A 26,535-nucleotide genomic window follows, 5' to 3' on the forward strand; every position below is an offset into this window, starting at 1 on the left:
AAATAGGTAGTTTCCTCGATATAAACAGAAACAATTAAACTGCTATGAATTTAAAAGATGGAATGTCCTTATGGCAAAATTTGGAACAATGTCTATACTTCCAATTGGCATTTCTTATTTAAGAATACCTTATATGAGGAGATGCCGACGCCAACAAGGATTAAAGCGAACGCTCGATATATTTATTAGAGCAAAAGTTTTAAAGCTAAAGTGACTCAATTTTTATCTTTCGGAAGATGCAAGTCTAGGCCATCGGCTAATGGAATGATGTTTAGGAAAAAGCAATTGTTAGAACTTAGCGCGATGTAGAAAAATTAACATGACTATACGCATGCGATCAATTTAGCATAATAATTTTCTACTTGTATAAAATAAACATTAATGTAATGATGAATTTTGCATCATGAAAAGGAGTTTCAAAATGCCAAAAAAAAAATCATTGAAAATACCTAAAGAATTTGTTGAACAAGTAGTAGCTATAATTGCAAATGAATCAGAGGAAGGACGCAAAAAAATAGTCGCTATTGCTCAAAGAGCAGAAAAAAATTATCAGCGTCCCGTAAAATCATGGCTAACAGGTTGGGTTTATCAGTACACCAGAACTCGTGGTGAAAAAATTGAACAATCAATTAATGTGATGAAAGATTTTCCTGATGCTTTTACTCGATTGCAAGAGTTAAAGCTCATGATTAGCGATGGTGAGTGGAATGTAAATAGCTCTTATAATTATTTCCTCTTTCTTGAATTAATCGATGCGGTACCCGACTATCAAGTCGTTGAAGACGCTCAGCTTCCTAAATTCATTATGGAGCTTAAAGAGGAAGTATTAATAGAGATTAATAGCTTTATGGCCCAATATAAGGCGACATTGGAAGATAAGAAAAATCGAGAAATTGAACGTCAAGCAGCACTGCAAAAAGCACTGCAAGCATCCGAAAACGTGCTAGTCTTTAATAATCTTGCTGCAGCAAAAGAGCAATCCTCCGCACAACAAGATAAAGTTGTTTTTACTTTAAGTTATAAAAATTCTCAATGGCAACTTTCTTGGGTTGATGCAACGGGAGAGGTATATCCTCTGACTCCGAGCGAAGAGCTGTCACAGAAGCTGGCGACATTTGAAAACCGAGACGTAGAAAAATTAAACTCTGTGCATTTAAAACAAATTAAACGAGAGTGCCTCAAAGCAAGAGAAGAATACCTTGCTAAAATTCAATTACTCATCAATCCAGAGAATCCCAAAACAAACCTTGCATTAACTAACGAAGATCTTGCTGTAAAAGGTATTACTTCAACTTTTGTATTACGACATACAGAAAAAGAAGGGACGAGCCTCTGGTGGATTAACAGCATGGGTAGTGCAAATAAAATTTCATTAACAGATTATCCTAAGCTGGATTCCTGGTTGGCCAATCAGAAAGGAGCATTTAAAGACGCAGATGTTTTGCAATTAAAAGCATATTTATTGCAATTGAACACCGCTCAATCAATTGCTTCATCGAAACTAGATAAAATGAATAGTATGTTTTCTCAGATATTGCAAAATAAAAATAAGCAGAATCAACAAGCAGTTGATGAGATGAAGAAAACAGCTCCTGGCCAAGGCAGGATAAACATGAAGAAATTTGCGCTTATCGAGAAACATCTGAAGTCTCGAATAGAAAATGTAACTACCAACAAACCTATTTTATCTAAGGAAGAGGTTGTTGATGAGACTGATACAGAAGAGAAATCTACTTTCTCTAAACAAGAAGTTGTTAAAGAGACCACGGTAGAACATTCTAAAAAATTAGATAAAAATAGATATGAAGCTCTTTCACAGTTACCGACTTTTTGGCAACAACGTAAAATTGCTGCAGAACAATCGGCAATTGAGGAAATGAAATCTTTAACTAATGGTTAGTTTTTATGCTCTCCCCGGTGTGCCAACAAAACCGGGGTAAATTATTTTCGACTATGTCAATCTTGAGGAGTATACGCTAAAGGCCCTCCTGATTTCAGCATTATAGTTTTATAATGCCCATGTTCTCTTCTTGGTTGGTCTTGCCTCAACTTCATAAAGCAATAAAAAATTGATGGTAGTTCCCGATGGATTTTGTGTATTAACTTGAAATCTTATCGTAGTTATATTTAGACTTGTGAGATGAGTATTTGATTAATTTGTTAATTAGCCGATCCCTGTATATACTCAATTTGGTAAATAAACGTTTCCCCACTCTTCCTATGAGGAGAGGGATGATCGTTTTGTACCACAATATTCAAACCTATCAATTTCCACGTATACGGAAAAGAAAATAGCTTAAATCTTCATAGCTGGTATGTCAGGTCTCTGACAAAGTGAATTGTTTCATGTTTTGCACATTTTAATGATGTCTTTAAGGTCATATTAGCGCTCTTACATGACCCGAAGGTTGACAACACTAAAGGCTCGAGGCTCAAAGTTTATATGGAACAGGACTTACGAAAAAAGCCAATCTCTTTGTTAAAAAATGTTTTTAATTCGGTCATTTAGTATATCTAAACTCCCTCATTAAAAACATTTTTTGCCTCGACCTTAGAATTTTTCGTAAGTCCTGTGGAATAAATGAAGACCGGGGAACACGTTGCATCGTGCTGATATAGTAAAAAATGTAGGTTGTACAAAAAATCTACTCTAATACAAGGATGAACATCATGACACAATCCAAAATTTCACATGTAGTAATGATGGGTGATAGTTTAAGCGATAGAGGGACTGCAAACGAAGCCTATATCTTAGGTTGTATTCCGATGCGTTATTTTGCTGGGTTATCAGGAACCTCAGCAAAAGGCCGATTTACTAATGGGTATGTTTGGGCTGATATGATTGGAGCATTTTTTGCCAGTGATTTTATGATCAAACAAGTTAAAAAGAAGTATCAGTATTCTAACGACGACATCGCCGACGCAATTATAAGCAAAGACCGAAAAATAATTGATGAAATTATGTACGATTATAATTTGGATAATGATCTATTTATCAAGTTTGAAGGTAAAGATTTTATCCGTTCCTATGATCAAGGCGGATTAAGTTCGTATGATTATGCCTGGACCCCAAGTTCAAGTTTGATTCGTTTTTTTAGCCGAATTATTCTTCCTACTTTAAAGGGAATGCGTGACAAGTTGTTTGCTTATGATAAAGAGCATCAACTATCTTCAAAACATAAAAGTCAGTCTCTGGTAATAGAATGGTCTGGAGCCAATGATTTAATTACAGTAAATGCGGAACCTTCAATCCAAGAAGTAGACAGAGCAATTAAGGAGCGAACAAAAAATCTCGAACTCTTAATACAAAGTGGGTATCGAAATTTTATTTGGTTCAATTTACCTGATCTCTCTTTGACACCGCGTTTTCAAAATATGAAAGGTGAGAAAGGGGAAAAGGCGCGCAAAAATGCATCTGACTGTGTCAATTACTTTAATCAAGAGCTTGCCAAAGCAAGTGAGCAGCTTAAAGTAATGTACCCTTTTTGCTCATTTGATATATTTGACATTAATAGTACTTTTGTGAATGCTTACCAAAACCCACAAGATTATGGATTTGATCCGAAAAAGTTAACGCAACCCTATACAACCTCTGACGATTTTGTCATCTTACCCAATGGTACATCTCCTGCGCAAGGTTATGCATTCTGGGATGATATTCATCCAACAGCCGATCTTCATATGATCTTGGCTAATATGTTTTATGAACAATACAAATCAAAGTTTAATTTTATTGAGCCAGGGACTGGTGATGAAGAACCCCATAACATCACTGCGACTCAATTAAAAAAAGCATTTTGTGCTCGATATGAAGTGAGCTTAGCAAAAGATAGAAGTAGCTTTTTTGGCTCGTTCACTAAAGCAAGAATCGATCAACATAAAGCATCTCTGGAAGATATTTTAAGCTATGCGCTTCATAAAAACGATAAACGTACGTTGCAAACACTTATTGACTTACAATGGATTGATCAGCAAGGAAACATCAAGCTAAATATTCCTGAATTACATAATGCCATGAATCATGTAACTCAGCATCAAAATATCAGCATCGTATAGTTTTTTGACTTCTTTGGGGGGTGTTGACAATTAGTCTCAGAGTCTACACCTCCCAGACCCAATGCGAGTCGGATAAGCGATGATTGTTACCAGTCATTGCTCTCCTAAGAACCGTGCGTTAAAAACCATTGGTGATCGGATAACGCCAGTCTTTTCCAAAAGCAGTTGGGCTAATTTTAATTCCTGGTGCAGATTGACGGCGTTTATATTCATTGCGCTTGATCAATTGAATCACTTTAGTTACTGTTTCCGCAGAAAAACCCTGTTGAATGATTTCTTCGGGAGTTAAGTAGTGTTCCATGTAGGCAACAATGATTGCATCTAATATCTCATAGTCAGGCAAGCTATCCTGATCTGTCTGATCTGCTCTTAATTCAGCGGATGGAGCACGGGTTAGAACGCGTTCAGGAATGATTTCAGAAAGACTATTGCGGTAACGAGCAAGCGCATAAACTTGGGTTTTAAGTACATCTTTTAATACCGCAAATCCTCCGGCCATGTCTCCATATAATGTAGCGTAGCCTACAGCGGACTCACTTTTATTCGATGTTGTGAGTACCATTTTTCCTGTTTTGTTAGACAATGCCATAATTAACAAACCACGAATGCGTGCCTGAATATTTTCTTCAGTTGTATCAGAAGCTAGTCCTGCAAATTCTGGTTCTAAGGTGGTCATCAATGCATTATAAGCGGGTTCAATCGATAGGATGGAATGCGATACGTTCAATCTTTCTATTTGAGCTAATGCATCTTCATTACTCATTTGTGCGGTATAACGCGAAGGCATAAGCACGGCATGAACTCGATCTGCTCCCAAAGCATCTACTGCTACAGTCAATGTTAATGCTGAATCAATTCCTCCAGAGAGTCCAACCAAAACTCCAGGAAAATGATTTTTATTTACATAATCGCGAGTACCACAAACTAATGCGTCATAGATTAATGGTTCAAACTTATGAAGAGGAGACACTGCCCCCTTAATTAAGTTTCCTTGGATCTCAACGGTGCATAAATCTTCTTTAAATGCAGGGGCACGTGCACAAACTGTGCCTTGTGGGTCAATGGCTAATGATTGGCCATCAAATAACAGTTCATCCTGGCCACCAATTTGGTTCACATAGATTATGGATATACCTCGTTTCGCATAAAATTTTAAAAGCGATTCTCTTTTGTGATATTTGCCGCAGTCAAATGGAGAAGCATTCAAAATAAGCAGGACAGAAATTCCATTCTCTATCAAATCTTCGGTGGGGCCTGGATGCCATAAATCTTCACAAATCAACACGCCCACTTTGTAGTGATTTATATCCAGAATACATGGATTTTTTTTGCCTGGAGTAAAATAACGTGCCTCGTCAAAAATTTCATAGTTGGGTAAATTTTGCTTGTGATATTCAGCAACTTTTTGCCCCTTATGAAAAATACTTACACTATTGTACAGCTGTTTTTGGTTATGACCAGGATGTCCTACCAAAACATAACAATCCTTTGTTACAGCTTGTATTTGTTTTAAATGTTCGTTAACTGCTTCTTGAAATTCTTTGCGAAAAAGTAAATCTTCTGGGGGATAACCTGTTAAAGCCAGTTCAGGAAAGAGAATTACATTGTGCTCTTCTTGGTTGCCTTTTATAATCTCTATAATTTTATCTCTGTTGGACGTTAAGGCACCTACTGTAGGATTGATTTGTGCCATAAGTACAGCAAGCTTATTCTGCATTATATATACTCTAAAAAGACCCAAGGTTCGCTAAAGCAGGGCCTGTTGACAACGTTACCATCTAAATCAAAATGATGAGGTTTCACCCGCTCCGACTCTCACAGATTTCGTGCATTTCGGTTGCTCTAAATTCTCATCATTTTGTATTAATCTGGCGAATTGTCAACAGAGCCTTATATAAAGAACATTTAATTTAAAGATAAAATTGTTAATTAATTTAAAAATTGACTAAAATAGTTCCTTTGCCCAGTAAAAAACACACTTATGTTAAATGAAGCACTCTCAAAAATGCCAGAAGTCTTTGAAGACAAAATATTATTGCGTGGTCAAGAGTATTTTGAAAATGGACATGTGCTCAATATTCGTTTCAGTGATGGATTGTTAAAAGGACGAGTCAAAGGCAGTTCAAGCCAGATTTATGATATACATATGGATTTGAAGGCTTGGCCAAAGAAATTAGCGCATTGTACTTGTGCGTATCAATATAATTGTAAACATGCTGCTGCTTGTTTGTTTGCTTTGCGTGATAGAGAAATAGGAAGTTCTCAATCGAGCTCTGGTGCTAAGTTAAACAGAAGACTTGACAGCTGGTTGAAAAATTTGCGAGCCCAAGAAGCTGCTGTAGTGAAAGCACCTGAAGTGACTCATCATTTAGTTTATCTCATAGAGCTAAGACTTGATGGCTATGAGCATCGTGTTGCGATTAAATTAGCTTTAGCCAAGTTATTAAAACGTGGCGGTTATGGAAAAATGATTCCTTTCAATAGTCTTTCGGATTCCAAAAAGCAACATTTTATTGATGATGATAATGAGCTGGTAGCGCTGCTGCTGTTTAAATGTGGTGTTTCAGGTTGGTTTGATACATTAACTATTCGCAATAGCGAATTATTAGAGAGGGTTGTTGCCACTGGGAGGGCTTTTTTTATACAGAATCAGGATGAACCAATTCACTTAAGCGAGCCTATTCAAGGTACCTGTGAATGGGTGTTATCTCATAATGGCAGTCAAAATTTGTTATTAATGCATGAAGGAAAAGCATTGAAACCATTATTGTTGGATGACAGTTGGTATTTTAATTGTTTGGAAAGCAAAATGGGGCGTTTAATTACCCCATATCCAATAAAGCAATTAGGCTATTTATTGGAAGCACCACCAATCCCAATGGATCAGACCGAATTATTAGCAAAGAAAATGGCCCAAACCTGTCCTGAATTTCCCATGCCACAAGTTTTTAAAGAGCGTGAAGTTCGAAAAGTTATGCCAATACCGGTACTTATCCTGGATGCCGTTAGTGAACATGGTGAAGAATCCTCTTGGCTTTATGATACCGAAGAAGAATTGCATGCCTTATTTACAGCACAGATTGTTTTTGATTATGCGGGTTTAAAGATAGCAGCTTCTGAAGAGTGTGACACAGTTGTTTGCCATCAGGATGGGGTTTTAATTGAATATAAGCGTGATAGGGATTTTGAGAAATCGAAATGGAATGAAGTACAGAACATACTTGAGTTAAGAGTACCAAGAGCTTGGGAACGTGAACAATGGGAAAAAGTAAAACAAGCTGATTTTATTTTGCAGAATATTAACGTCTTGGCAGATTTGGAATTTCTTTACAGTCAATTAGTACCTGAGTTAAAAAGCCATGACTGGCGAGTTGAGTGTATTAGCTCTTTGTATCAAGAAGTGGTTCATGCTGATGATGTTGAGTGGTATTCGGATCTGTATGAAAATACAACTGATTTTTTCTCATATCAATTGGGAATTTTGGTTGAGGGTAAACCAGTCAGTATCGTACCTTTGGTAGCTGACTTGATTCACCGTTACAGTGGTAATGATTTGGATAATCTTCCGGATACACAATTAGTCAAATTGCCATTGCACGATGGGAGAGCCCTGCAGTTAGAAATGGGACGAATTAAGCCTTTAGTCCGTTTGTTGCTGCAGTTTGGTTTGCGTCATATAGATGAAAACCAACAGGTGCAAATTAATAAATATCAACTTATTCTAATGCGAGAGGCTGAGTTAGCTATTGCAGCAACTAAAACACGTTGGCAAGGCGCTGAAACCCTAAGAGAGCAAATCAGACAACTCTCTCAATTAACTCAAATTCCTGAAGTTCAACCTCCCGCCGGATTAGAAGCCCATTTGCGAGATTATCAACGCTATGGATTGAATTGGTTGCAATTTTTGCGAACAAGTCATTTTAGTGGAATTCTTGCCGACGATATGGGATTGGGTAAAACAATACAAACTTTGGCTCATTTGCAATATGAAAAAGAACAAGGTCGTATAAACGCAGCGACTTTAATTGTTGCCCCAACAAGTCTTGTTGGAAATTGGCAGGCTGAAGCAAAACGTTTTACTCCCCAATTAAAGGTTTTAATTTATCATGGTTCGGAACGTCATCAGGATAATTTTGATGACTATGATATTGTTGTTTCTACTTATGGATTAATTCAACGTGATAAAGATAAATTTATAGCTTATTCTTTCTATTATCTTATATTGGATGAAGCACAATTTATAAAAAACGCGCGTACCAAAACGACGCAAATTATTCAGCAGCTCCACGCTACCCATCGTTTATGTCTGACCGGTACACCTTTGGAAAATCATTTGGGTGAATTATGGTCTTTATTTCATTTTCTAATGCCTGGGCTACTAGGTGATGCAAAACAATTTAGGCTTTGGTTCAGAACTCCTATTGAGAAATATGCAGATTTGGGTAGACGAGAAGTGCTGACTAAGAGAGTACAACCGTTCATATTGAGAAGAACCAAAAATCAGGTGGCTCGTGAATTGCCTCCAAAAACGGAAATGACTCGTACAATAGAGATTGTTGGCCCACAGCGGGATCTCTATGAAGCGATTCGTATGAGTATGGAGAAAAAAGTTCGTGATGCTATTGCCAAACAAGGATTAGGGAAAAGCCATATTCTTCTTCTAGATGCACTGCTGAAGTTACGTCAAGTTTGTTGTGATCCCAGATTATTGTCATTACCGGAAGCAGAAATCGCCTATGGAACCTCTGCCAAGCTCGAGGCTCTAATGGATTTATTAGATAATTTGGTGGGTGAGGGAAGACGCGTTTTGGTTTTTTCACAATTTACTTCGATGTTGCAATTGATTGAAGCAGAGCTGCATACAAGAAATTATGATTACTTAAAGTTAACAGGTCAGACGCTAAATCGGCAGGCAATGGTGGAAAAATTTCAAGAAGGAAAAACGCCTGTTTTTCTTATCAGTTTGAAAGCAGGAGGTACTGGACTTAACTTAACGCGTGCTGATACAGTAATTCATTATGATCCCTGGTGGAACCCAGCAGTAGAGGACCAAGCGACCGATCGAATACATCGTATAGGCCAAGAAAATCCTGTGTTTGTCTATAAGTTGATTACATCGGGTACGGTAGAGGAAGCCATTTTAGGGATGCAAGAGAAAAAGAGACTATTAGTAGAAGGTATTTTATCTGCTGATCCTGCTAAAGCAATGACTTTAAGTGAAGAGGATGTAGAACAATTTTTTATGCCCCTAACCTAATGTGAGTTGATGTTACTCCTCTTGAGCTTTGGGATAGTGCAGATGAATTTGGGATTAAGAAGATTATTCATGTTAAAAAATGGGCAGGACTTACGAAAAACCCCAAGGTTGAGGCAAAAAATGTTTTTAACGAAGAGATTGGGGTTTTTCTTAAGTCCTGTGGGTTCTCCTGTGTTGCACTCAGGCTACAATGCCTTATTTTATCCAAGATAAACACTCAATTTAGAAATATATTTTATTTAGAACTGGCATAGTTTTCGATCATGGCATAAGCTATAAATGATTGTAAACATGGAGAAAATTATGAACTTATGGAAGCTAGCTTGTGGTTTTTTTGTTGCTGTAATCTATTTGCCTGCAGCACTTGCCGCATCTCAAGCACCGGTAGGTACGTGGGTAACAATTGATGATAAAACAGGTCAGAAAAGAGCAGTTGTTACCATTAGTGAATCTGGAGGTACTTTAAGCGCGGTTATTAATAAGGTATTTCCACAGCCTGGTGATACTGGTATTTGTGAGAAATGTCCTGGTGCATTTAAAGGTAAGAAAATCCAAGGACTGCAGTTTATGTGGGGATTGAAAAATGAAGGTGATAATCAATGGGGCGGTGGGTCAATATTAGATCCTAAGTCAGGTAAAGTCTATCGCGCCAAGCTCACTGTCCAAGGCAATAAACTCTTGGTTCGAGGATATGTAGGTATTTCTTTATTAGGCCGTACTCAAGTTTGGCAAAAGCAATAATTGACAAACAAAATTAATTTTTTGTCATTCCCATCTCCCTGGGAATGACAAAAAAGATGTAATTCAATGAAGGTATGATTTTTGTCCGGTTGTTCAGGGTGACATCCTTTTAAAAGATCATTACAATAGACACCGTTCCAAACTCTCATTATGTCACTACCATGTATGATCTGCAAAATTCCAAAAAGACAGTTGATCCTTTAAAGCGCCCACCTCATTCAGTGGAAGCAGAACAATCCATCCTTGGTGGATTAATGTTAGATAATGAGGTTTGGGATAAAGTCAGCAATAAATTATGTGAAGCAGATTTTTATCGCACTGAGCATCGAATTTTATTTCGAGCAATTTCTTCGTTGGTAAAGAAAGATCAACCTTTTGATGTCGTGACTCTGCTAGATGCATTAAAGTCTTACAACGAATTAGATGATGCAGGTGGTGAAGCCTATTTATTTGAACTGGCTAATAATACCCCCAGCGTTGCTAACATATCTGCTTATGCTGATATAGTTCGAGAAAAATCAGTGCAAAGACAGCTTATTGCTGTGGCCACTGAGATTGCTGATTCGGCATATAATCCTGGGGGCAGACAAGTCCCTGAGTTACTTGATATGGCAGAAACCAGAGTTTTTGCTATCGGCGAACAAACAGCGGGTGATGGCGGACCTGAAAATATAAAATCAGTTTTGGTTCGTGCAGTGGAAAAAATTGATGCACTTTACCATAATGGCGATGCCATTACTGGACTTGCTACGGGCTTGTCTGATTTGGATGAAATGACCTCTGGATTACAGCCTTCTGATCTAGTTATTGTTGCAGGTCGTCCTTCCATGGGTAAAACGACTTTAGTTATGAATATGGCAGAACATGCTGCAATTAAATCTGGAAAACCCGTACTTGTTTTTTCTATGGAAATGCCATCGGATTCTTTGGCAATGAGGATGATGTCTTCTTTAGGCCGTATTGATCAGCATAAAATTAGAACGGGTAAATTGGATGATGATGATTGGCCTCGTGTCACCTCTGCCGTGCATATGCTTTCGGAAGCTCCTTTGTTTATCGATGATACTCCAGCTTTAAGTCCTGGTGAAATGCGTGCGCGAGCCCGGCGGTTGGCCAAAGATCATGGAAATCTTGGTCTAATTGTGGTGGATTATTTACAATTAATGAAAGTACCAGGCTTTGGTGCTGATAATAGAACGGCAGAAATCTCTGAAATTTCACGCAGCCTTAAATCGCTGGCAAAAGAGTTACAAGTGCCAGTGATTGCTTTATCTCAGTTGAACCGAAGTTTGGAGCAACGCGCAGATAAACGTCCTGTAATGTCGGATTTACGTGAATCTGGAGCGATTGAGCAAGATGCCGATTTAATTTGTTTTATTTATCGAGATGAAGTCTATCATGAAGACAGTCCAGATAAAGGAACAGCAGAGATAATTGTAGCAAAACAAAGAAATGGCCCTATTGGTAAGGTACGTGTAGCCTTTATTGGTAAGTACACTCGTTTTGAAGATTTAGCTTACAATGGTTATCAAGGGGTAGATTAAGATGTCCAGACCAACCCGGTTGGTGATAGAACCCAATGCATTACACCATAATTTAGCGCGGATAAGACGCTTGGCTCCTGGCAAGAAAATAATTGCTATGGTTAAAGCCAATGCCTATGGCTGTGGTGTACATGTTGTCGCACCAATATTGGAAGGACACGTCGATGCTTTTGGTGTCGCGTGTATTGAAGAAGCTCTGGTTCTTCGCAAAATAGGAATTCGAACTCATTGCATTCTTTTTCAAGGTGTATTTAGTCCTGATGAGTTTAAGGTGGTGGCTCAGCATCAATTTGGTTGTGTTATTCATCAACCGCACCAAGTACAATGGCTATTAAATACCCCTTTAGATAGACCCATTAAACTTTGGGTTAAAGTGAATACGGGTATGCATCGCTTAGGTTTTAAAACGCATGAGCTGCAAGGAGTCATGGATGCATTACAATCATGTCCGTGGGTGGATAAAGAGATTGGCTTGATGACTCATTTAGCTTGCGCTGATGAGCCAGAGCGCATTGAAAATTCCCAACAAATTGCTTTATTTGAAAGTATTTCAGTCGCTGGATTTAGTCAACGCAGTATCGCCAATTCGGCCGCTATTATTTCGTTTCCACAGACTCACGCCGATGTTGTCAGGCCTGGTATTATGCTTTATGGTGTATCTCCTTTCACTAATCAGACCGCGATTGATTTGGGTTTGCTCCCCGTAATGCGTTTTGTTTCAGCAATTAGTGCTGTTTATCATAATCCTCCTTTAGCCCAAGTTGGGTATGGTGGGATTTGGAAAAGCGAAAAGCCTTCGATTATTGGTATTGTTGCTGCTGGTTATGGTGATGGTTATCCACGGCATATAGCGGCAAACACACCCGTTTGGGTCCAAGGCAAAGAAGTGCCTATAGTAGGACGAGTCTCAATGGATATGCTTGCTGTGGATTTAACCGATCATTCAGAAGTAAAACCTGGGGCACCTGTTGAGCTTTGGGGGACGCATATTTTGGTTGAGCGAGTCGCAAAAGCTGCAGGTACTTCGGGATATGAGTTATTGTGTCAAATCTCTGAGCGAGTTCGCCACGATTAATAATAATGTAGCCTGAGTGCAATCCGAAGGACCGTAACCCGGTCTCCACCGCGGTTCACCCAGACCCATTTAGCTATGGATAATAACTGAACGTGATGATAGAATTACAACCGATTTTTATAACCTTTAAATTGGGTGATATGTTATGAAAAAAATAGCTGTTGCATCTTTGTCTTTATTATTAGTTGGTTGTGCATCAATGAATCATCAAGATGTCGGTACTATCTCAGGTGGAGTTATTGGCGGGTTAATTGGAAGTCAATTTGGAGGTGGCCCAGCAGCTAGATTGGCAGCAACAGCAGGTGGAGCTATTGCTGGTGCTTATTTGGGTGGTCAAATTGGTAAATATATGGATAAAGTGGATAGAATGGAAATGCAACGCGCCTTAGAAACTGCACCCACCGGCAGATCAGTGCATTGGTCAAATCCAGACACTGGAAATAGCTATACAGTACAACCCACTCGTACTTATTATCGTGAGCATTTGCCTTGCCGTGAATATCTAACTAAGGCAATTATTGATGGAAAACCACAAACATTACGTGGTAGTGCATGTCGTCAGCCAGATGGCACATGGCATGTTGTAAACTAAATTATTATATCTAGCCTGGGGGAAGCGCAGCGGAACCCGGGTTTTTTGCCTTACTTTTTTGCACCGCTTCTATCGGTTTACGGGTCGCATCTTTGCTCAGGCTAGACTATCTAGCGTTATTTAACTTCTTCATGCTTTTTCTTGTCGCAGCACACACATTTGCAGCAACAAAATACATTGTACAACCAGGCGATGATAAAACCTGTGATGAATGCGTCAATAAAACCTATAACACCGCCTAGTAAACTTCCTTGGATTGAAGGCGCATATCCAGGATATAAAGTCCCTAATGCAATTACAAAACCATGACCATAGGTATAATAGTAAGCCAGTAATCCCATGACTAGAATAGATACACCCCAGAGAACTCCAAATGCAAGACCTAGAGCTACAGGGCTTAATTTGCAACCGTTCATGCTCGTCTCTCCTTATAGTGCCATTTTAATTGCAGCCTGGGTTCACTACGCCTCACCCAGGTTATGAAAACAATGAAACTACAATAAATTCAATTGCTTTTCTCAAAGTATAGACCACTTTAGCTCAAGCTAGTGTAATGAAACAGAGCCTAATTGATTAACAATTTTTCAGAAATTGAAAAGTATAAATTTTCTAATTGATGCAGCTCATTTAAGGAGACACATTCATTCACTTGATGAATCGTGGCATTAACAGGGCCAAGTTCTACTACTTCAACGCCATAGGGTGCGATAAAGCGGCCATCAGATGTTCCGCCACTGGTAGAAAGCTCAGGTGTATTTCCAGTTAGCTCGATGATTGCTTGCTTACAACTTTCTAATAAAGCGCCCTGAGCTGTCAAGAAGGGCTCTCCACTTAGACGCCATTCAATGACAGGATTGAGATCATGTTCCTGAAAAGCAGCAAGAACTTTTTCTTTTAATGCGCCGTGTGTTTGTTCTGTTGAGTACCTAAAATTGAGATGTAAAACCAGATCTCCAGGAATAATATTTGCTGCATGCCCTCCTGATTGAAGGTGAGTAATTTGCATGGATGTTGGTGGGAAATGATTATTACCCTGATCCCAAAGTGTAGTGGTCAGTTTCGCTAATGTGGGGCTAATTTTATGGATTGGATTGTCAGCCAAATGCGGGTAAGCAACATGACCTTGTTTTCCATGTAACCTAATTTTGGCGCTTAATGAACCGCGTCGACCAATTTTAATCACATCACCTACTTTTTGACTACTTGAAGGTTCACCAACAATGCAATAATCAATTTGAATGCCTTGATTTTGCAAGAGCTGCATGACATAAGGGGTGCCCATATCATAATCATCACCTTCCTCACCACTAGTAATTAGAAAACCTAATCTTCCTTGAAATTTGGGATAGGTTTTAATAAATCGTTTCGCCATCAGCAACATGCAAGCCAGGCTTCCTTTCATGTCGGCAACACCACGTCCGTAGAGCATTCCGTTTTTATTCTGTGTCACAAACGGATCAGACAACCATTTTGTGATATCACCAACAGGAACGACATCCGTATGGCCCGCAAATACTAGGAAAGGTCCAGATTCTCCATAAGATGCAAAAAAGTTGGATACAGAATCTTTATTCATCCGTTGACAAGTAAATCCCGCTTGCTCCAAAAATTGGATCATAAATTCTTGGCAACCTGCATCCTCGGGGCTAATCGAGGGAAAGCTAACGAGCTTCGCCACGATTTCTTCTAAACCTTCTACCATTTTTTTCGGCTCAATCATATGCTAGTTAGCTCTCAATAGTTCATTAATGCTTACTTTCGCTCTGGTCTTTTCATCCACTTGTTTCACAATGACCGCGCAATACAAACTATAACTTTTGTCTTCACTAGGCAAACTACCAGCTACTACCACAGATCCTTCCGGGATACGACCATACGTAATTTGCCCAGTGAGACGATTGTATATTTTGGTACTTTGTCCTAAATAAACGCCCATAGATAAGACAGAATTTCGCTCCACGATGACCCCTTCAACTACTTCTGAGCGGGCACCGATAAAACAATTGTCTTCGATAATTGTCGGATTAGCTTGCAAAGGCTCTAGCACGCCACCTATGCCTACTCCGCCCGAAAGATGCACGTTTTTACCGATTTGGGCACAGGAACCTACTGTAGCCCAGGTATCTACCATGACTCCTTCATCAATATATGCACCCACATTGACGTAAGAGGGCATTAAAACACAGTTTTTTGCAATGTATGCTCCTTTGCGAACCATGGCATGCGGTACCACGCGTACCCCCGTTTGTTTAAATTGTTCTTCAGTATAGTTATTGTATTTAAGCGGTACTTTGTCATAAAACTGACAAAAACCTGAATCTATTACTTGATTGGGGTAAAGTCTAAAAGATAAAAGAACAGCCTTTTTTATCCATTGATGTACAACCCATTCATTATTTATTTTTTCAGCAACTCGATATTGACCGCTGTCCAAACAAGAAAGCACTTCATTTACTGCTGTGATGAGTTCCGGAGGAGCTGTATCAATTGATAACGTTTGGCGTTGTTCAAAACCTTGCTCTATTATAGTTTGTAAAGTCTGCATTTATTTTTCCTATATTAACTTTTGCACTCAGGATACCAATCAAAATTTAATATGCCAGTGCATATTCCAAATCAGCTTGTAAATCTTCCACATGTTCTATGCCCACTGAGAGCCGAATAAATCCATCTTCGATTCCTAACACTTTACGTTTTTCTGGGGGGATAGATGCATGTGTCATAATTGCTGGATGCTCGATTAAGCTTTCTACACCGCCAAGACTTTCGGCCAGAGTAAATAATTCACAGCGAGCAAGAAAGCGTTTGGCGGCATCAATGCCACCATCAATTACTATGGATATCATGCCGCCAAACCCATGCATTTGTTCTTTAGCTAACAGATGTTGAGGATGGCTTGCAAGGCCTGGATAAATGACTTTTTTAACTCTGGACTGATTACTCAGCCAATTTGCTAAATGATGGGCATTTTCGCAATGTCGTTCCATACGTAATGACAGGGTTTTTAAACTTCTTAAAACCAGAAAACTGTCAAATGGACCTGCAATTCCGCCACAGGAATTATGGAGAAAAGCGATTTTGTCCGCTAAATCTGGATTGTCACCAACAACCACGGCGCCACTGACTACGTCTGAATGACCATTGAGGTATTTAGTTGCCGAATGCAATACAATGTCAAATCCTAATTCAATGGGCCTCTGAATCCAAGGAGTTGCAAAAGTATTGTCGGCAACCGCGATGAGATTATGGCGTTTGGCTATGGTTGCTATTTCCCGCAAATTGGCCAGTTTTAGCATGGGATTTGAAGGTGTTTCTACCCAAAGCATGCGTGTTTTTGGTGTAATCGCAGCTTCTATATTGCGTGCATCAGTCATGTCTACAAAAGAAAAGGATAATCCGGATGTACGGGTTTTGACTTTGTCAAATAATCGAAAAGTACCTCCATAAAGATCATCCATGGCAACAACATGATCTCCGGCATTCAATAAATCAACAACCGTATTAATTGCAGCCATTCCAGAAGCGAAAGCAAAACCCCGCTCCCCAGACTCTAAACTGGCAATACATCCTTCATAGGCCCCCCGAGTGGGGTTATGCGTGCGGGAATATTCGTAGCCAAGATGTTCGCCCGGGGCAATTTGTTTGTAGGTTGATGTTGCATATATAGGCGTCATGACTGCTCCAGTACTTGGGCAAGGTTTCTGACCTGCATGAATGGCTCGAGTTTCAAAGTGATTCTTTTTCATTGGACTATCCTTAGGGCTGTAAATTTTTTTATATCGATACCTTCTTCATTAGACCTCTGTTCAAACTTGACAGAGGAGAATGTTTCGTCGATGCAGTGCTCGAATTCTCATGTACTGGTACGTACATCCCGATTCTTCCCTCTGCGTCTCCTAATACTTCACTCTTCACAGCGAATTTGGAAAAAGGGTTATTTATGGGCGGACGATCTTTTCAGAGCGGTTTATGTAGGATATTCTAGTGGGGGTTCTATATATAGGCAAGTTCTACTTCTCCAAAGCACTGCAAGGAGTCTAGGTCTAGGCAAGTTTATACTTCAGGGGCGTTTTGACAATGAAATTTGATATTCAAGCTTTATTTTCAGCAAAATACGCACAATGGATTATTATCGCCTTAATTTCGCTTCTTTCCATACTGATTATTACTGAGTACGCTACCTTGCTATTTTCCCCTGTACCGATCCAGGCAGAGCCTGAAACCACAAATGAGATGCCTGTGATATCAAAGCAAAATTCTTTTGATGCTATTTTACATTCTTCTTTATTTGGTGTTTATGTTTCTGATAATTTATCCACTATTAAGAAATCAATGCTGAATGTTACTTTAGTAGGCATTTTATTTGCCAATCAGATAAATGATTCTCAAGTAATCATTCGTTCTGCTGATGGGGAAGAAAATACGTATAAATTGGGTGATACCATTCCTGGCGGTGCAGTGATTAAGCGCATTATGGCGTCTGGAATTTTGGTCGAACGCAATGGTACTTTAGAGAGTTTAAGTTTACCTAAAAATGAATTAATCTTTGAACCAGTAGCAAAGCCTTTGGAAGGGGAATAAAAATTTATGAGACGTTTATTTAACCTATTACTCGTTGTAATTTTTATTTCTATTCTTGCCGGGTGTACTATGACTAATGCGATCAATTTACGAGAAGGAATTGAAAATTTCAGACTTGAAGAGTATCGCAAGGCGTTTATTCGCTTAAAACCATTAGCTCAAAAAGGTCAGCCTGATGCACAGTATGCTGTAGGTTATATGTACTACTATGGTAAAGGAGTGGTAGAAGACCGAAAGAAAGCCTGGTTTTGGATCAATGCCGCTGCCAATCTAGGACAACCTGATGCAAAAGAAGCAATTCGAATACTCGCTAGTGGAGGTTCGTTAAGTTAAAAAAGCTAGCCCGGATTTCGCTGAGCTGCACCCAGGCCAAGTATTTAAAAATACATAGTTCTAGGTCCACATATATAGTCATTTGACTGTTTAGACGATTGAGAAGAATAATTTGAGCTAGATAAATCGAAAAATAGTAATCCATTTTTATTTCTGGAATATTCGTCATCTAACTGTAATTGTGGAGCCATGGAAGCGGATGAGTTCCCTTGCTGGTACTTCTTTTGAATGGATTGAATGAAATCTTGAGGATGTATTGGTTTACAGGTGATAATAATTTTGTTTTGTAACTTCAATAAATAACTATCTACCTTTGCAATATATTGACGGTCTTTTAATAAGGAGCACTGTTCACGTAAGCACTTTATCGAAGCAAAAAGCACAATTAAGTTTTTATACATGATGGGTGAATCAACAGAAATGCGGTCAATTATATTATTGAGCAGGGCGAGTGAAATAATTTGCTCGTCGAATGATAAGGAATCGGATTTTCGAGCATTCTGAATGAGGATTTCTAACAATTCGTCATTTGTATAAAAATTTGATAAATATAATTGTGATATTTGGATTAAGGTATCAATGGTATCTGAAGCATCAGCACTAATTCGGGTTTGCATTATTTCTTCAGAGTTTATGAAATCACTTATTACGGATTGGGTTGTGCAAAAATGTCCGAAACTATCTCTTGATTCAATGTGTTCTTGAGCTGATTCTTCAAGTGACTTGGATTTTTGGGGAGCAAAATTTACAAAATATAGCTCATCGGGGTTGGAGAGCATATCTGGATTTTTGATTACTTCGGTATCTATTAATTGAGCTTGTGCGAGCATATTTCTTAAAAGCGCACCATTAGCAAAATGCTGGTGTTTTACTTCTTCTAAAGTTTGGCTGCAATTCATACTTATATAAGCACCTATGCGCAGATCGACGTGATGATTAAAATCATTCTGGGCATTTTTCTGTAATTCTATAAGTAGTTCCTCTGCATAGCTTTCTTTTGAGCATAGTCCATATACTTTTCCACATTGAGCCTGGTCTGTATGAAAGAGACCAAATTTTTGGAGGCTTTCATGGATGATTATTGATAGTTTTCCTTCTATAACAAGAGATTGAAGAGCGGGGTCTAAATGCAAATTTTTATGCAATGCAGTAGTTGCATCAATAATAACTGTGATGGGTTTTTCACGTTTTCTATCAATAAATTCGTGTTTTATTAATTGATTAATATCAATGCCTGGAATAATGCCCTCTTCGTTGACAATCGGACCCGCGGAGATTATGAACACATCTGCATCAGAAGATTTGGTATCTTTCGTAATCAGTTCAAATTCATAATATCCGGTTCCGTATACTTTAATTGTCGGTAATTTATTGTCTTTAGTTTTCATTTTCTGGGCCAAATGCATGGCAATGACATATGCATTGGTTCCGGACATTGCAAGTGAAGCAAAAAAAGTTGTCTTTGCTAATTGTTCTTTTTCTAGTCCTAATGTATTGAGTAATACATTTTTTGATTCGTGTATGAATCTGGAATAATCATTTTCTAAACATCTCATGTCCTTTTGTTGTAATAAACCCAGACTGATTTCATGAATGATTGTATAAAGTAAGAAAGCAAATTTTGGATAGTTATTTTCATAAAAAAGACAGGTCATATTGAGTATAAGTGCAATACGTTGAATCGCATTTTCATTTAATTCAGGGAGATTGATTAATAATTGTTTTAGTCCTTTGGCCAATTTGTTGGTTGTATGTTGTGAACTATTAGCAATTAAATCAAGTTTATTACATGATTTACTTTTTAATAATGCTTCTTTCGTTGTAACCAGATTGAGTGCCGGGTTGATTTTCTCTGGCTTTATAAGAGGATAGGGAAGTTTTTTCATATTGATTGCAATTTCCCAAGGACTTGCTACTAAGCCACAAATACTGAGAATCCCCTTTATTTCATGGGAATTAGGATTGTCATTGGGTACAGCAACCAACGCAATAGAATGCATTGCATCTTTAATAATTTGAGGTTGTGGTTCTTCTTGGGGAAAATAACGTCTGGCAATGTCTTCAACAGGAGCATTGCCAAGCAAGGTTACAGGTATATAGTCATTTGCTTCACGTGATGTTTTACTAATATTGAATGAGGCAATTAAATTGTCCAATAAGACTCCAGATAAATCATCGTCTCGATGATATCTTGCTTCGGAGTAAATATAAGGATTATTTATTCGATGTACTGAATCAGATCTCATTTCGGCTATATGACTTCCAAATAGGATATGGGCGGGGATGCGTTGTTTTTCCTCTTCATTCATCATGGATAAATAAAAATTATAAGGATTCTCCCCTATTTTTTGTTTCATTTTATAGCTGCGATATGCATGCTGAATTATTCTTGCTGCTCGATTTTGTTTGAATTTTTGCTGTTCTATAGTAAGTGGGTCTTCGCTCTGTTTAGCAACTGTTTTCTTTTGGGGTGAAGAATTTTTTAATGAAACTCCATTTTTTTGAATATACAGGACCAAATTATTTAAAACAGCACTAGATTGAATAAATTCTTTCATTAAAAAAAGTCATCCAACAAAAAAATGACTTCGTTATACCATAAAGATCATTAAATGGGCATATTGTAATGAAAATATAATATTTTACTGGTGGGCTGAGCTAACCCTAATGAGTTTATTTCTTCTTTTGCAAACCACTTTCCTTGCTTTTCAGATAGGATCTTACCTAAGACTTTAGTTTTTATGCTGAATGCATTGATTTCCAAATGAAAATGGCTGAAACGGTGTTTAAAAGCAATCAGCTTCCGGGGTGTTTCTCCAGATAAATCATAGTTCAAACGAATAAAATCAAGGGGAGAATCTCCTTCATCTAAATTGGGCAAACACCATAATCCTCCCCACAATCCGACAGGAGGTCTTCTTTCTAAATAGATATGGCCTTGTTCATTGTATAAGACAAGTAATTGTTGGTATTGGGTGGGTAATGGTTTTTTTATTTTTTTTGTTGGGTATAGATGTTGTTCCTTATGTTTAAATGCCAGACAGCTATTCTGTAAAGGGCAATTTAGGCAGTTTGGATTTTTAGGGGTACAACACATTGCACCTAAATCCATAATCGCTTGAGTGTAATCAGCACATTGCTCTTGAGGCATACACAAGTTAGCCAGCTCCCATAAAGTTTTTTTTATTTGTGCTTGTTCAGGATAACCCTTAATGCCGAAAAAGCGCGTCAGTACTCGTTTTACATTTCCATCAAGAATAGCAACAGGTTGATTAAAGGCTTGTGACACAATGGCTGCTGCAGTTGAGGGACCAATCCCTGGTAATTCTTTTAATAACTGATAATTATCAGGTAAAACACCGCCATGGTTTTGCATCACGCTTTTTGCTGTTTGATGAAGGTTTCTAGCGCGGCTGTAATAACCAAGTCCTGACCATAAAGAGAGTACTTCATCTTCACTTGCTTGAGCCAAATCTCTAATATTAGGAAATCGTTGCATAAAACGTTCGAAGTAAGGGATAACAGTTTGAACTTGTGTTTGCTGGAGCATAATTTCGGAAATCCATACCCTGTATGGTGTACGAGGCAATTGCCATGGCAGGTTTTTACGTCCATAAAGAGCAAACCAGTTCAGTAATGGTTTACTAAATTGTTCATATAAATTTTGTTTATCCACGTTTGTTGTACTTTAAGGTTTTATGGTGAGGTACTGTAAAAAAAGAAGGAGTTAAGGTCAATATTAAGAAAAAATTAAAGGTGACTCGCTAAGTGCCGATATATGGTCTATCGTTTTAAATAGGGTGCCTGTTGTATTCAGGATGAGTTAAATCAAGCTGAATCATTTTGCTAAAGATTGTAGCGACGGCTTATTATATTGAAGCAGTGGGTTTTTAAGATTTTTTCGTAAAACACTAAATGTTTAAAAACAAAAAGATCTTAAGTGAATGCGCAGGTTCAATGGATTAAGCGTGTGCTGTGAATCTGTTGGTGAGAGATTTAGGTACAAATCAAGGAGAGATTATGCGCCATAGCCAACATGAAATAGTAATATTAAAACCTACGGCTGTTTTTTTATCATTTCTTGCCTCACAACTACCCGATACAAAATTACCTGATCTTAGATTATTGCAAATTGATAATACTGCTTATGTATTGCAAAAACAAAATTCAGATGATGCAACCCTGGATGAAATAGAACAACATTTTTCAAAAATGTTTCGCCATGAAATTTGTCGTTGGTTAGGTGATAAAGCACGTAATGAAATAGAAACCAATTTTCTTGATTTTCTTTGTTGTTTTAAATTTGAATTACACAACCATATCGTGTTGATGGAGCCCTCAATAGAAACAAGTCATCAATTATTGCTCATTAGGCCTCGTGTTGCTTTACTCGATTGGATTAAAGAATCCCTAGAGGGTCAAGACGATTTGTCTGATGTTATTGAAAAAGTAGAATTATCGCATTTGGAAGAAAATGCTACTGCTTTGGTGAGGAACTTCTCCAATCTGACAGAAATAAAACCTTTTATTAAAGACAACTATATTCCAATTTTTTCGGCGGCGATGAGCCGTATGTCGAGTATACCTGCTCAATGGCCATCGATTGATTCATATCAAACTTTTAGCCAGTATTTTGCTATTGAAATTCATACTCAATTAATTCATTTGTCTCATTCTAGGAGTTGATTATGGAGCCAGTCAGTATAGCGCTTATTTGTGCTGCAGTATTGGGAACAGTTGTTGTTTTGGCCGCATTCATTAGACAAATTTTGTTGAGCAGAGATAAGCAATTAAATGATACGGCACAAAGTAGGGCTTTATCTCAGGAAGTTAAAGAATTGGAAAAAATGCGTACCCAAATGCAAAGTGAGAAACGGTTTGATTCTCATTACCAAGTTCTAGGTACGAATAAAGATGCAATTAGGTATATAGATACTAAAATAGAGGAGATTTTAAGCAAAAAAAAGGAATTGGTTGAGCGTTATGCCAAAGCTATTATAAAAGAGTCGGGCTCAATAGTGTGTGGGGAGATTTCATCTGAGCGCAAAACTGCATGCGATCGCTTAAGAGAGGAAATTGATCGTGAGATCGCATTTTATGATACTGAACTCAAGCAATTACAAGAAAGAAGAGGTACCCTATGGGATGCGCATACTGATTTTCAAAAGTTTCTTTTGAATCAAGAAAAAGCTCGAAATGACAGTTTGGATAATGTGTATAAACAGCATTCAGCGCTATTGGAAAAAGTATATCTGCGTCATATCGATAATACAGAAACTATAGCTGTCAAAACCATGGAAGCCTCATCTATGACTTTTAAAGATATGCTGATGATACCAATACAATTTTTGATGCAATACTTTGGAGTAAGTCCCGGAATTTCTTTGATTCAAACGCGAGTAGAGCATGTGGCACGTACTGAGGTAGATAAAATACAACAAGAAATAAATAATCCATCACCTAAGGAACAAGAAAATCAGGTAATTAAAGATGCCAAGGCACCTACAACCCACCTGGATGAACGGCACGATGGCAATGAAGAAAAAGAGAAAGGAGAGGAGAGAAATCAGTCCATGATATTTGCTTGAAAATTATTCTCATAATTCATTTAGTGACATTTATGGTTGTTTATATTACAATTCATTTTGCATTTTTTGCAGGAATGCAAGATTTTAAGCTAATTGATGGAGATATATTGATGGCAAAACATCGTTATTTATGGTTTATGACATTCATGTTATGTTCAATTCTGGCTTTGCCAGGACATAGTACAAGTGTAAACTCTCTTCTTCCTGATGAACAAAATACAGTGCAAGTATTTCATGACGCCGCACCTAAGGTAGTTTATGTTCACAGGCTAGCAACAATCACAAACAGATCGTTACAGAAAAAACAAGTGTCAGATGGCGCAGGCTCTGGAATTGTCTGGAATAACAGTGGGTATATAGTCACTAATTATCATGTCATCAAAGGGGCTGATAAGTTGGCTATTACTTTAGGTAATTTGACAGTACCGGCTAAGGTTGTTGGTGCAGAACCACGTAAAGACATCGCTGTATTAAAGATTGAATCGCCGCAAGCTTTGGCTCTACTTAAAGAATTTAAACCGTTTGAAGTGGTACATCTGCATGAGCTCATGGTGGGGCAAAAGGCTATTGCGATCGGTAATCCTTTTGGTCTGGATCATAGCTTGTCTAAGGGGGTGATTTCTGCCCTGGGTAGAAAGGTTCCTGGAATTGGCGGAGTTACAATTCGCAATATGATTCAAACAGATACACCAATTAATCCCGGTAACTCAGGTGGTCCGTTATTGAATAGTGCTGGGCAGTTAATTGGTATGAACACGATGATTTATTCTAATTCTGGTTCGTCTGCCGGAATTGGTTTTGCTGTCCCTGCTGATGATATTGATCGCATCGTGTCGCAAATTATTAAAAATGGTCGAGTTGTATTATCTGGTATAGGTATTCAAAGTGTGCCTCCTAATGTTGCTCGTCAATTAGGTATACGTAAAGGGATATTAATTGCGGATGTGCTACACAATACACCCGCGGATAAAGCTCATTTGCGAGGTACTCACAGAGATGCTTGGGGACGTATCGAGTTAGGTGATATTATTGTTGCACTTAACGGGCATGCTGTTCCTAACTACGATGTCTTATATAACATGCTTACCGAAATAAAAGTAGGCGAGCAAATAACTGTATCCATTCAGCGTGGTAATAAGCAGATGGATGTAAAAATGAGAACAATTGATATAGCAGGAATTTAGGTTTTTACTCGGTTTTTTCTGCTAATACGTACCGCCTGGATTGCAGTTTCAAATCCAGGCTGTATGCTGTTATAAGTCTTTAAATTGATTCGCCAAGGAGAATAAGGATGTTACTTAATAAAGAGGATTCACTTTTATTATTGGTTGATGTGCAAGAAAAATTAACACCAGCCGTATTAAATAGTGAAGCATTTATTGCGCGCTGTGAATGGCTTTTAAAATTGGCCAGACAAATCGGCGTACCGGTTCTGGTTAGCGAACAATATCCGCAAGGTCTCGGTTCAACTCTAAAGCAATTTCAATCGTATTTTGATCAACAACACTGTATTGATAAAGTAAGTTTTTCGTGCATGGCTGAGCCTAAATATGTGGAGCGATTAAAACAGCTTCATAAGAAGCAATTAATCCTTATTGGCATTGAAGCACATGTTTGTGTTTTGCAGACAGCATTGGAAATGAGAGAAGCAGGATTTGATGTTTTTGTTGTTGTCGATGCAGTAAGTTGTCGTGGTGAGCAAAATATGAAATATGGACTGAAGCGAATGAAAAATGAAGGGATTCATTTGGTTACTTCTGAAATGGTTTTTTTTGAATGGTTAAGAAAAGCTGGGACTTCTGAATTCAAACAATTGAGTAAAGAGTTTTTTTAGGACCTGTTTACATCGCTACTAACTTGACTATTTTGGCTCAAGCTTGCGAAATATAACAGACGCCAGTTCATTGCAGCCTGGGCGTAGCGTAGCGGAACCCGGTTAAAAATTATGGAGAATAATAGTGAATTTTACGAATCAAATCGCATTGATAACAGGCGGTGCTTCAGGTATGGGAAAAGAAAGTGTTCATTACCTGAGAAAGCGTGGAATGCGAGTTGTGGCATGGGATAAGCAAATAGACGACCAGAGCGAAGCTGATTTATTTATCAGTTGTGACGTAACCAGTGATGAATCGGTCGAAAAGGCAATGCAACAGACTATAGAGCAATTGGGAGTCCCGAGAGTTTGTGTTAATTGTGCAGGAATTGCTCCAGCAAAGCGTATTGTTGGAAAAGAGGGCGCGATGCCTTTAGCCGCCTTTAAACAGGTTATTGATGTCAATTTAATTGGTACTTTTAATGTAATGAGGGTTGCAGCACACGCAATGAGCGGTTTGGAGTTGGAAAGTAATTCACAGGAGAGGGGGGTTATCATAAACACGGCTTCAATTGCGGCTTTTGAAGGGCAAATTGGCCAGGCCGCATACAGTGCCTCCAAGGGCGGAGTCGTTGCGATGACTCTTCCTGCTGCACGCGAGTTAGCTCAGCTTGCCATTCGCGTGAATACCATAGCCCCCGGTCTAATCGCTACACCAATGCTGTTGAATATGCCACAAGAGGTACAAGACAATTTGATAGCAACTATGACTTTTCCCAAGCGATTTGGAAAGCCTGAGGAATTTGCTTCATTAGTAGCGCATATCATTGAAAATGGGATGATAAATGGTGAGGTGATTCGCTTGGATGGGGCTCTTCGTATGCGATAATGCTACGATTTTTAATCTAGTTCGTGAGCCTGGGTGACGCAAAGCGAAACCCAGAAATTCCAAACT

General features: G+C 38.4%; 21 protein-coding genes. 14 read left to right on the forward strand and 7 right to left on the reverse strand.

Annotated elements, in window-relative coordinates; all coding sequences use genetic code 11:
* The first annotated feature begins 421 nt into the window (after positions 1-421).
* On the forward strand, positions 422-1,900 hold the full coding sequence (locus tag DGG96_RS01470; protein WP_110141246.1) for a hypothetical protein: 1,479 nt from the start codon (positions 422-424) through the stop codon (positions 1,898-1,900).
* Positions 1,901-2,670: 770 nt separating this feature from the next.
* A complete protein-coding gene (locus DGG96_RS01475) occupies positions 2,671-4,056 on the forward strand; it encodes an SGNH/GDSL hydrolase family protein (protein WP_110141247.1) in 1,386 nt (461 codons plus the stop codon).
* Positions 4,057-4,174: 118 nt separating this feature from the next.
* Here the strand turns inward: DGG96_RS01475 and DGG96_RS01480 are convergent, their stop codons facing one another.
* Complete coding sequence (locus DGG96_RS01480) at positions 4,175-5,773, reverse strand: NAD+ synthase (protein WP_110141248.1); 1,599 nt, start codon at positions 5,771-5,773, stop codon at positions 4,175-4,177.
* Positions 5,774-6,037: 264 nt separating this feature from the next.
* Here DGG96_RS01480 and DGG96_RS01485 point away from each other — a divergent pair, with 264 nt between their 5' ends.
* From DGG96_RS01485 to DGG96_RS01505, 5 genes are all read left to right on the forward strand, one after another.
* On the forward strand, positions 6,038-9,313 hold the full coding sequence (locus DGG96_RS01485) for a DEAD/DEAH box helicase (protein WP_110141249.1): 3,276 nt from the start codon (positions 6,038-6,040) through the stop codon (positions 9,311-9,313).
* A gap of 303 nt (positions 9,314-9,616) precedes the next feature.
* Positions 9,617-10,054: a DUF2147 domain-containing protein gene (locus DGG96_RS01490; protein WP_110141250.1), complete on the forward strand. Its 438-nt coding sequence runs from the start codon at positions 9,617-9,619 to the stop codon at positions 10,052-10,054.
* A gap of 161 nt (positions 10,055-10,215) precedes the next feature.
* Positions 10,216-11,598, forward strand: a complete 1,383-nt coding sequence (gene dnaB, locus DGG96_RS01495) for a replicative DNA helicase (protein ID WP_110141251.1) — start codon at positions 10,216-10,218, stop codon at positions 11,596-11,598.
* Position 11,599: 1 nt separating this feature from the next.
* Positions 11,600-12,673: an alanine racemase gene (gene alr / locus DGG96_RS01500; protein ID WP_110141252.1), complete on the forward strand. Its 1,074-nt coding sequence runs from the start codon at positions 11,600-11,602 to the stop codon at positions 12,671-12,673.
* A gap of 145 nt (positions 12,674-12,818) precedes the next feature.
* Positions 12,819-13,265: an RT0821/Lpp0805 family surface protein gene (locus DGG96_RS01505; RefSeq protein ID WP_110141253.1), complete on the forward strand. Its 447-nt coding sequence runs from the start codon at positions 12,819-12,821 to the stop codon at positions 13,263-13,265.
* Between the two features lie 116 nt (positions 13,266-13,381).
* Here the strand turns inward: DGG96_RS01505 and DGG96_RS01510 are convergent, their stop codons facing one another.
* The 4 genes from DGG96_RS01510 to DGG96_RS01525 all read right to left on the reverse strand — a co-directional run bounded on the left by DGG96_RS01510 (position 13,382) and on the right by DGG96_RS01525 (position 17,011).
* A complete protein-coding gene (locus DGG96_RS01510) occupies positions 13,382-13,681 on the reverse strand; it encodes a bacteriophage holin (protein ID WP_110141254.1) in 300 nt (99 codons plus the stop codon).
* A 149-nt stretch (positions 13,682-13,830) separates the two neighbouring features.
* Positions 13,831-14,967, reverse strand: coding sequence for a succinyl-diaminopimelate desuccinylase (dapE, locus tag DGG96_RS01515; protein WP_165831560.1), 1,137 nt, complete (start codon positions 14,965-14,967; stop codon positions 13,831-13,833).
* 21 nt (positions 14,968-14,988) lie between these two features.
* Positions 14,989-15,810 carry a 2,3,4,5-tetrahydropyridine-2,6-dicarboxylate N-succinyltransferase gene (gene dapD, locus DGG96_RS01520; protein WP_110141256.1) on the reverse strand — a complete coding sequence of 274 codons (822 nt, stop codon included), beginning with the start codon at positions 15,808-15,810 and terminating at the stop codon, positions 14,989-14,991.
* Positions 15,811-15,856: 46 nt separating this feature from the next.
* The gene (locus tag DGG96_RS01525) at positions 15,857-17,011 is read right to left on the reverse strand and encodes a trans-sulfuration enzyme family protein (protein ID WP_110141257.1); all 1,155 of its coding nucleotides are present in this window, start codon (positions 17,009-17,011) and stop codon (positions 15,857-15,859) included.
* Positions 17,012-17,342: 331 nt separating this feature from the next.
* Here DGG96_RS01525 and DGG96_RS01535 point away from each other — a divergent pair, with 331 nt between their 5' ends.
* Complete coding sequence (locus tag DGG96_RS01535) at positions 17,343-17,846, forward strand: type II secretion system protein N (protein WP_110141259.1); 504 nt, start codon at positions 17,343-17,345, stop codon at positions 17,844-17,846.
* Positions 17,847-17,852: 6 nt separating this feature from the next.
* Complete coding sequence (locus tag DGG96_RS01540) at positions 17,853-18,179, forward strand: tetratricopeptide repeat protein (protein ID WP_110141260.1); 327 nt, start codon at positions 17,853-17,855, stop codon at positions 18,177-18,179.
* Between the two features lie 44 nt (positions 18,180-18,223).
* Here DGG96_RS01540 and DGG96_RS01545 read toward each other — a convergent pair whose 3' ends face one another.
* Entirely contained in the window at positions 18,224-20,737 is a 2,514-nt protein-coding gene (locus DGG96_RS01545; RefSeq protein ID WP_110141261.1) for a hypothetical protein, read from the reverse strand.
* Between the two features lie 50 nt (positions 20,738-20,787).
* Complete coding sequence (gene mutY / locus DGG96_RS01550; RefSeq protein WP_110141262.1) at positions 20,788-21,855, reverse strand: A/G-specific adenine glycosylase; 1,068 nt, start codon at positions 21,853-21,855, stop codon at positions 20,788-20,790.
* A 344-nt stretch (positions 21,856-22,199) separates the two neighbouring features.
* Between mutY and DGG96_RS01555 the strand changes: the two genes are divergently transcribed.
* The 5 genes from DGG96_RS01555 (at position 22,200) to DGG96_RS01575 (ending at position 26,469) form a co-directional block, all read left to right on the forward strand.
* Positions 22,200-22,865, forward strand: a complete 666-nt coding sequence (locus tag DGG96_RS01555) for a hypothetical protein (RefSeq protein ID WP_110141263.1) — start codon at positions 22,200-22,202, stop codon at positions 22,863-22,865.
* Positions 22,866-22,867: 2 nt separating this feature from the next.
* Positions 22,868-23,767 carry a hypothetical protein gene (locus DGG96_RS01560; protein WP_110141264.1) on the forward strand — a complete coding sequence of 300 codons (900 nt, stop codon included), beginning with the start codon at positions 22,868-22,870 and terminating at the stop codon, positions 23,765-23,767.
* Positions 23,768-23,877: 110 nt separating this feature from the next.
* The gene (locus DGG96_RS01565) at positions 23,878-24,951 is read left to right on the forward strand and encodes a S1C family serine protease (RefSeq protein ID WP_110141349.1); all 1,074 of its coding nucleotides are present in this window, start codon (positions 23,878-23,880) and stop codon (positions 24,949-24,951) included.
* Positions 24,952-25,058: 107 nt separating this feature from the next.
* On the forward strand, positions 25,059-25,601 hold the full coding sequence (locus tag DGG96_RS01570) for an isochorismatase family protein (protein ID WP_110141265.1): 543 nt from the start codon (positions 25,059-25,061) through the stop codon (positions 25,599-25,601).
* A 124-nt stretch (positions 25,602-25,725) separates the two neighbouring features.
* Entirely contained in the window at positions 25,726-26,469 is a 744-nt protein-coding gene (locus tag DGG96_RS01575; protein ID WP_110141266.1) for an SDR family NAD(P)-dependent oxidoreductase, read from the forward strand.
* The last annotated feature ends 66 nt before the right edge of the window (positions 26,470-26,535 follow it).

The organism is Legionella qingyii (assembly GCF_003184185.1).

Coding starts and splice junctions, on each gene's coding strand:
- DGG96_RS01540 (WP_110141260.1), top strand. CDS start 17,853: ATGAGACGTTTATTTAACCTATTACTCGTTGTAATTTTTATTTCTATT.
- DGG96_RS01535 (WP_110141259.1), top strand. CDS start 17,343: ATGAAATTTGATATTCAAGCTTTATTTTCAGCAAAATACGCACAATGG.
- dapD (WP_110141256.1), bottom strand. CDS start 15,810: ATGCAGACTTTACAAACTATAATAGAGCAAGGTTTTGAACAACGCCAA.
- dnaB (WP_110141251.1), top strand. CDS start 10,216: ATGTATGATCTGCAAAATTCCAAAAAGACAGTTGATCCTTTAAAGCGC.
- DGG96_RS01510 (WP_110141254.1), bottom strand. CDS start 13,681: ATGAACGGTTGCAAATTAAGCCCTGTAGCTCTAGGTCTTGCATTTGGA.
- DGG96_RS01565 (WP_110141349.1), top strand. CDS start 23,878: ATGGCAAAACATCGTTATTTATGGTTTATGACATTCATGTTATGTTCA.
- DGG96_RS01505 (WP_110141253.1), top strand. CDS start 12,819: ATGAAAAAAATAGCTGTTGCATCTTTGTCTTTATTATTAGTTGGTTGT.
- DGG96_RS01570 (WP_110141265.1), top strand. CDS start 25,059: ATGTTACTTAATAAAGAGGATTCACTTTTATTATTGGTTGATGTGCAA.
- DGG96_RS01490 (WP_110141250.1), top strand. CDS start 9,617: ATGAACTTATGGAAGCTAGCTTGTGGTTTTTTTGTTGCTGTAATCTAT.
- DGG96_RS01480 (WP_110141248.1), bottom strand. CDS start 5,773: ATGCAGAATAAGCTTGCTGTACTTATGGCACAAATCAATCCTACAGTA.
- DGG96_RS01560 (WP_110141264.1), top strand. CDS start 22,868: ATGGAGCCAGTCAGTATAGCGCTTATTTGTGCTGCAGTATTGGGAACA.
- DGG96_RS01475 (WP_110141247.1), top strand. CDS start 2,671: ATGACACAATCCAAAATTTCACATGTAGTAATGATGGGTGATAGTTTA.
- dapE (WP_165831560.1), bottom strand. CDS start 14,967: ATGGTAGAAGGTTTAGAAGAAATCGTGGCGAAGCTCGTTAGCTTTCCC.
- DGG96_RS01470 (WP_110141246.1), top strand. CDS start 422: ATGCCAAAAAAAAAATCATTGAAAATACCTAAAGAATTTGTTGAACAA.
- DGG96_RS01485 (WP_110141249.1), top strand. CDS start 6,038: ATGTTAAATGAAGCACTCTCAAAAATGCCAGAAGTCTTTGAAGACAAA.
- DGG96_RS01545 (WP_110141261.1), bottom strand. CDS start 20,737: ATGAAAGAATTTATTCAATCTAGTGCTGTTTTAAATAATTTGGTCCTG.
- alr (WP_110141252.1), top strand. CDS start 11,600: ATGTCCAGACCAACCCGGTTGGTGATAGAACCCAATGCATTACACCAT.
- DGG96_RS01555 (WP_110141263.1), top strand. CDS start 22,200: ATGCGCCATAGCCAACATGAAATAGTAATATTAAAACCTACGGCTGTT.
- DGG96_RS01525 (WP_110141257.1), bottom strand. CDS start 17,011: ATGAAAAAGAATCACTTTGAAACTCGAGCCATTCATGCAGGTCAGAAA.